The organism is Promicromonospora sp. NPDC060271 (assembly GCF_042726755.1).
Lineage (GTDB): Bacteria > Actinomycetota > Actinomycetes > Actinomycetales > Cellulomonadaceae > Promicromonospora.
Genome location: NZ_JBHXBG010000242.1, coordinates 1 through 6558, shown reverse-complemented (window position 1 = coordinate 6558; position 6558 = coordinate 1). Strand labels below are relative to the sequence as shown.

The following is a 6558-nucleotide window of genomic DNA, read 5'->3' as shown; positions in this document are numbered from 1 at the left end:
GTCCGGACGAGCCGGCCGGGCGGACACCCCGCACTCAATGAACCATCAGCGTCAGACGCGCGGCTTCTCGCGCATCTCGAAGGTCTCGATGGTGTCGCCTTCGTTGACGTCGTTGAACGACCCGAGACCGATACCGCACTCGAAGCCCTCGCGGACCTCGGTGACGTCGTCCTTCTCGCGGCGCAGCGACTCGATGGTGAGGTTGTCGCCGACGACCGTGCCGTTGCGGAGCACACGCGCCTTCGTGTTGCGGCGGATGCTGCCCGAACGAACGATCGAACCGGCGATGTTGCCGAACTTCGAGGAGCGGAAGACCTGACGGATCTCCGCGGTCCCGAGCTGGACCTCCTCGTACTCCGGCTTGAGCATGCCCTTGAGGGCCGCCTCGACGTCCTCGATCGCCTGGTAGATGACCGAGTAGAACTTGACGTCGACGCCCTCGCGCTCCGCCAGCTCCTCGACGCGCTCGCCGTACTTCACGTTGAAGCCGATGATCACGGCGCTGTCGACGGTCGCGAGGTTGACGTCGTTCTGCGTGATCGCACCCACACCACGGTGGATGACACGCAGCTCGACCTCTTCGCCCACGTCGATCTTGAGCAGCGCGTCCTCGAGTGCCTCGACGGCACCGGACACGTCGCCCTTGAGGATGAGGTTGAGGCTCTCGACCTTGCCCTTCTTGAGCTCGGTGTCGAAGTCCTCGAGGCTGATCCGCTTGCGGCGCTTGGCGAGCGTCGCCGCGCGCTCCGCCGCCTGACGCTTCTCGGCGATCTGGCGAGCGGTCCGGTCGTCGGGCGCCACGAGGAACGTGTCGCCGGCGCCCGGGACGCTGGTCAGACCCAGCACCTGGACCGGGCGGGCCGGGGTGGCCGCCTCGACCGCGTTGCCGTGCTCGTCGAACATCGCACGGACGCGGCCGTAGGCCGTACCCGCGACGATCGCGTCACCGACGTGCAGCGTGCCGGCCTGGACCAGCACCGTCGCCACCGGACCGCGACCCTTGTCGAGGTTCGCCTCGATGGCCACACCGCGTGCGTCCTTGGTCGGGTTCGCCCGCAGGTCGAGCGAAGCGTCCGCGGTGAGCAGGACGGCGTCGATCAGGCTGTCGATACCGATGCCCGGCTTCGCCGCGACGTCGACGAACATCGTGTCGCCGCCGTACTCCTCCGCCACCAGGTTGTACTCGGTGAGCTGCTGACGGACCTTCGACGGGTTCGCACCCTCGACGTCGATCTTGTTCACCGCGACCACGATCGGCACACCTGCCGCCTGCGCGTGGTTCAAGGCCTCGACCGTCTGCGGCATCACGCCGTCGTCGGCCGCGACCACGAGGATCGCGATGTCGGTGACCTGCGCACCACGGGCACGCATGGCGGTGAACGCCTCGTGACCCGGGGTGTCGATGAACGTGATGGCACGATCGGTGCCGTCGTGCTCGTGCGTGATCTGGTACGCACCGATGTGCTGCGTGATCCCGCCGTGCTCGCCCGCCACGACGTCCGCGTTCCGGATCGCGTCGAGGAGCTTGGTCTTACCGTGGTCGACGTGACCCATGACGGTCACGACCGGCGGACGGATCTCCAGGTCCTCGTCGGACTCGTCGTCCTCCTCGGCCTGCAGGTCGATGTCGAAGGCCCCGAGCAGCTCGCGGTCCTCCTCCTCGGCCGAGACCATCTCGATCTGGTAGCCGAGCTCCTGCGCCAGCGTGCCGAACGTGTCCTCGTCGAGCGACTGCGTGGCCGTGGCCATCTCGCCCAGGTGGAACAGGACGGTCACGAGCGCAGCGGGGTTCGCGTCGATCTTGTCGGCGAAGTCGTTCAGCGACGCACCGTGGCGCAGCCGGACGACGGTGTCGCCGTTGCCGCGCGGGACCTGCACGCCACCGAGCGACGGGGCCTGCATGGCCTCGAACTCCTGGCGCTTCGCCCGACGCGACTTACGACCGCGGACCGGCTTGCCACCGGCGCGCCCGAAGGCACCCTGCGTCGCACCGCGACCACCGGCACCACGACGCGGGCCGCCGAAGCCGCCACCGCCGCCGCCACCGGGACGACCCGGAGCGCCCGCACCCGCGGCGCCGCCACCGGCACCCGGACGGCCACCGCCACCACCGGGGCGGCCACGACCGCCACCCGGAGCCGGGCGGTCGCCCGGACGCGGCATGGAGGTCTTGCCCGGCATCATGCCGGGGTTCGGGCGCGGACCGCCGCCACCGGTACCGCCGGGACGGGGTGCGGAAGGACGGGGGCCACCCGGACGGGGGCCGCCGGAGCGCTCACCGCTGGGCGCCTCGGTGCGCTCGGGGCGCTGCCCCGGACGCGGCATGCCCTGGCTGGACGCGAAGGGGTTGTTGCCCGGGCGCGGGTTGCCGCCGGCCGCGGGACGTTCGTTGCCGCCGCTACCGCTGCCGGGACCTGCCGCACCCGGGCGGCCGCGGCCGCCACCGGGACGGGGCATGCCCTGGCTGGTCGCGAACGGGTTGTTGCCCGGGCGCGGGTTGCCGCCACCGGGACGGTCGCCGCCAGGACGGCCACCACGGTTGCCGTCCCGAGCCGGACGCGCGCCCGAGGGCGTGGCGGCGGCGGGCTTCGGCGCACCGGGCTTGGGGGCCGCGGCGGGCTTGGGCGCACCAGGCTTGGGGCCTGCTGCCGGCGTCGCGGACGCCGCGGGCGCCGCCTGGCTCTCGGCCGCCGGAGCCGGGGCGGGTGCCGCCGGTGCGGGGCTCGGAGCCGGAGCAGGGCTGGGGGCAGGCGCGGGTGCCGGGGCGGCCTCCGCCTTGCTCGGCGCGGGTGCCGGAGCCGACTCGGCAGGCTTCTGGGCCGCGGGCTTCGCGGCCGGCTTGGGTGCGCTCGGCGTGGGCCGCGCCGCGTCCTTGTCGGACGGGGCCGCCGCGCCACCGGCGGGGAACTTGTCGCGCATACGCCGCACGACGGGCGGCTCGAGCGTCGAGGACGCCGAGCGAACGTACTCGCCTGCCGACTTCAGCTCGCCAAGCAGGGTCTTGCTTTCCACTCCGAGCTCTTTTGCGAGCTCGTAGACGCGGACTTTAGCCACAACTCTCCTGTCTCGGTCCATCCCAAGACAGGGAGGACCACCGTTAGTACTGAGTACTCATCGCTGGGGGCTCATCGGGTGCCCATCGGCGTCTGACCCGCTTCCTTGTCGACGAATCGCATAATTCGGCCCGACGCACGGTGCGTCCGGTCGGAACAGTCCTGCGGTTGCTGCACTCACTGGCCGAGGTGTGCTCGTACCTCGCCGAGGTCGAGGGGCCCGTCGACGCGCAGTGCACGCGGTACGGCCCTGCGGCGCTCGGCGAGCTCCAGGCACCGTGGTTCCGGGTGAACCCAGGCACCGCGACCCGGTAGGCAGGCACGGACGTCGATGACGACGCGCCGTGTGGCTTCCACGGCGTCATCGTGCATCGGGGTGTCCAGCACCAGACGCAGGAGTGCAGACCGCTGGTCGCGCTCCCGGCATCCGACGCAGGTACGTACTGGACCCTCGACGGGCAGTGCTGAACCAGATACGTGGTAGGTCGAATGACGGGCTCGTGGCCCAGACTCAGACAGTCTACCGCGCCGCCCCACCGGGCGTTACCGGCCGCTCTGTGTGTCGGCACCCGCGCCACCTGCGTCGGCGTCGGCCGCCTCGTCGGAGCGGATGTCGATACGCCAGCCCGTCAGCTTCGCGGCGAGCCGGGCGTTCTGCCCCTCTTTACCGATTGCGAGGGAGAGCTGGTAGTCGGGGACGACGGCGCGTGCGGCGCGGGCATCGGCGTCCACCACTGTGACGGACGACACACGGGCGGGCGACAGCGCGCTCTTCACGAAGGACGCCGGGTCGTCGCTGTGGTCGACGATGTCGATCTTCTCGCCGTGCAGCTCGGCCATCACGGCCCGGACCCGCGCGCCCATCGGGCCGATGCAGGCACCCTTCGCGTTGAGCCCGGCCACCCGGGTGCGGACCGCCATCTTCGTGCGGTGTCCCGCCTCGCGGGCTATGGCGGTGATCTCCACCGAACCGTCCGCGATCTCGGGGACCTCGAGCTCGAAGAGCTTCCGCACGAGGTTCGGGTGCGTACGGCTCAACGTGATCTGCGGGCCCTTCATTCCACGGCTCACCTCGACCACGTAGGCACGCAGCCGCTCGCCGTGCACGTACTCCTCGGTGGGCACCTGCTCGTGCGGCGGGAGGACCGCCTCGGTGCCGCCCACGTCCACCAGCACCATGCGCGGGTCACGGCCCTGCTGGATGATGCCGGCCAGGACCTCGCCCTCCTTGCCGCGGAAGGTGCCGAGCACCTGGTCGTCCTCGGCGTCCCGCAGCCGCTGCACGATCACCTGGCGGGCCGTCGCGGTGGCGATCCGGCCGAAGTCCTGCGGCGTGTCGTCGAACTCCGGCCCGTACTCGACGACGGGCCGGACCTCGGGGTGCTCCGGGTCCTCGGACACGGGAAGCTCCTCGCGCGCCCACACGGTCACGTGGCCCGACGCGCGGTCCACCTCGACACGGGCGCGGTTGTACGCGTCAGGAGTCCGGTGGTAGGCCGAGAGGAGCGCCTGCTCGATGGCCGCGACGAGGATGTCCAGGCTGAGGTCCCTCTCGCGCTCCAGCATCCGCAGGGTCGTCATGTCGATGTCCATGTCAGCCTTCCTCGTTGCGGCCGGGGTGACCCTCGGTCGCGTTGTCAGAACCAGCACCGTCCGAGTCGTCGTCGGTGTCTTCACCTGCACTCTCGCCCAGTTCCGATACCTCGGCATCCTGGGCGTCGAGCTTCTTGAGCTCTACCTCCACCTTGCCCCGGCGGACGTCGCCCAGCGGGATCCGGCTGTCGCCGTCGAGCACCAGGACCGCGCCGTCACCGTCGTCGAGCACGTCGGTGAGCCGGCCCTCGACGCGGCTGCCGTCCATCATCTTCAGCGTGACGAGCCGGGTCCGGGCACGCTTGTAGTGCCGCAGCTCGGTCAGCGGCCGGGACGTGCCCGGCGTCGAGATCTCGAGCGTGTAGGCGCCGGAGACGACGTCGTCCACGTCCAGTGCCGCCGACATCGCCCGCGAGGCGTCGCCGAGCCGGTCGGAGTCGAGGCTGCCGAGGGCGTCGTCCGGCAGGTCGACGGTGATCCGCACCACCGACGCGCTCCCCGCCCGGGTGACGGTCACCTCCTCGAGGTACAGCCCCGCTGCCTCGACCACCGGGCCTACCACCTCGCGGACCGCATCCGCCTGCTGTGTCATCGACTGCCTCCCGTCGGCTCCCCCACGTGCGCGGGGGCACGGTTCGAGCCGGAACGGTTCGACCGATGTGCTGTTGTTGTCTGCGTCAAGCGTAACGAAGCGCCGGGCCTCGGCACTTCGCGTGGAACGTGATGTCCGTGACCCGACCGCAATCGGCCTGGGCACGAATCGGCTTCTGGAACATGACATCATCGGCCACGATGAACCCCAACGGCCCGAAGGCCGGCCCCCGAAGCCGGTCAGCCCTGACCGCGCTGGCCCTGACCTGCGCGATCATTCTCTCAGGTTGTGGCGTGCGGCTCGAGTCGCCGCCACCCACCGAGCCGGTCCCGGACGCAGTGGAGGTGGTACGGCGCACCGCCGTTGCCGACGCGCTGCTGGTGGCCGACCAGGCCGGCGCCGCAGCGGTGGCCGAGGGGGTCGACGCCGACGTCGCCGCACGGCTGACGGCCATCGCCGAGGCCACGACCATGCAGGCGGAGCAGCTCGGTGGCGAGTACGACTCCGGTCTCGGCGACATCGTGACCCAGCGCTCGGGTGCCTCGCCCTCCGCGATCATCCCGGAACAGACGCCCCGGGCGGTCGTCACCTCGCTCGGCGATGCGGCGACCCGCACCAGGGCCGCCGCCGACCAAGCCCAGTCGGGCCCCCTCGCGCGCCTGCTCGGCTCGATCTCCGCCGCCCAGGCACGGTACGCCCGGGACCTCGCCCGGCTGACCGGCGCGCGCGGCCCCGCGCTCCCCTCGACCCAGATCCCCGAGCCCCCCGAGGACGACGCAGAGCCGAGCGAGGACGAGGCCTCGACGGCTCCGGCATCGGCGACGGAAGAGCCCGCGGCGGTACCCACCGGCCTGTCGGCGGAGGAGCTCGCCACCCTGGTCCTGGCCGAGGACACCGCCGCCTACGCCCTCGAGGTACGGGCGGCGCAGGCCGACGGCGAGGTCCGTACCCGGGCCTACGACAGAGCCCGCGTGCACCGGGCACGGGCCCAGGCCTGGGCCCTCCTGGCGGGTGTGGACGGGACCGACCAGGACCCGCGCCGGGTCGCCTACGCCGTCCCCGGACCGGAGACCGCGACGCCGGACCTGGCCAGGGACCTCGAGGAAGACCTCACGCAGAACTACGCGACGCTGGTCGGCGTGGCCGAACCGGGCACCCGGGCCGTCCTGGTCGCGCTCCTGACGGACACCACGCTGGCGGCCGCCCAGTGGAACGCCCCGGCGACCCCGTTCCCGGGCCTCCCGGAACAGGCCTGACAGCTCCCGGGCCGGCTCCCGCTGGTTGAGCCCGTCGAGCCCGCTGGTCGGGCTTGTCGAGACC

Annotated in this window: 5 protein-coding genes; 1 reads left to right on the top strand and 4 read right to left on the bottom strand. The window is 71.8% G+C overall.

The genetic code is table 11. The features are described 5' to 3' along the window. Positions 1 to 51: 51 nt before the first annotated feature. From infB to rimP, 4 genes are all read right to left on the bottom strand, one after another. Entirely contained in the window at positions 52 to 3054 is a 3003-nt protein-coding gene (infB, locus tag ACFWE2_RS23950; protein ID WP_377226714.1) for a translation initiation factor IF-2, read from the bottom strand. 176 nt (positions 3055 to 3230) lie between these two features. Then, positions 3231 to 3440: a YlxR family protein gene (locus tag ACFWE2_RS23945; protein WP_377226713.1), complete on the bottom strand. Its 210-nt coding sequence runs from the start codon at positions 3438 to 3440 to the stop codon at positions 3231 to 3233. Between the two features lie 156 nt (positions 3441 to 3596). Further along, on the bottom strand, positions 3597 to 4646 hold the full coding sequence (nusA, locus tag ACFWE2_RS23940; protein WP_377226712.1) for a transcription termination factor NusA: 1050 nt from the start codon (positions 4644 to 4646) through the stop codon (positions 3597 to 3599). A gap of 1 nt (position 4647) precedes the next feature. Beyond that, complete coding sequence (gene rimP, locus ACFWE2_RS23935) at positions 4648 to 5238, bottom strand: ribosome maturation factor RimP (RefSeq protein ID WP_377226711.1); 591 nt, start codon at positions 5236 to 5238, stop codon at positions 4648 to 4650. 137 nt (positions 5239 to 5375) lie between these two features. Here rimP and ACFWE2_RS23930 point away from each other — a divergent pair, with 137 nt between their 5' ends. Further along, positions 5376 to 6494, top strand: a complete 1119-nt coding sequence (locus ACFWE2_RS23930) for a DUF4439 domain-containing protein (RefSeq protein ID WP_377226710.1) — start codon at positions 5376 to 5378, stop codon at positions 6492 to 6494. Positions 6495 to 6558: the final 64 nt, after the last annotated feature.

What these genes read in the sequence shown, in the direction of transcription:
- nusA (WP_377226712.1), bottom strand. Translation starts at nt 4,646, where the DNA reads ATGGACATCGACATGACGACCCTGCGGATGCTGGAGCGCGAGAGGGAC.
- rimP (WP_377226711.1), bottom strand. Translation starts at nt 5,238, where the DNA reads ATGACACAGCAGGCGGATGCGGTCCGCGAGGTGGTAGGCCCGGTGGTC.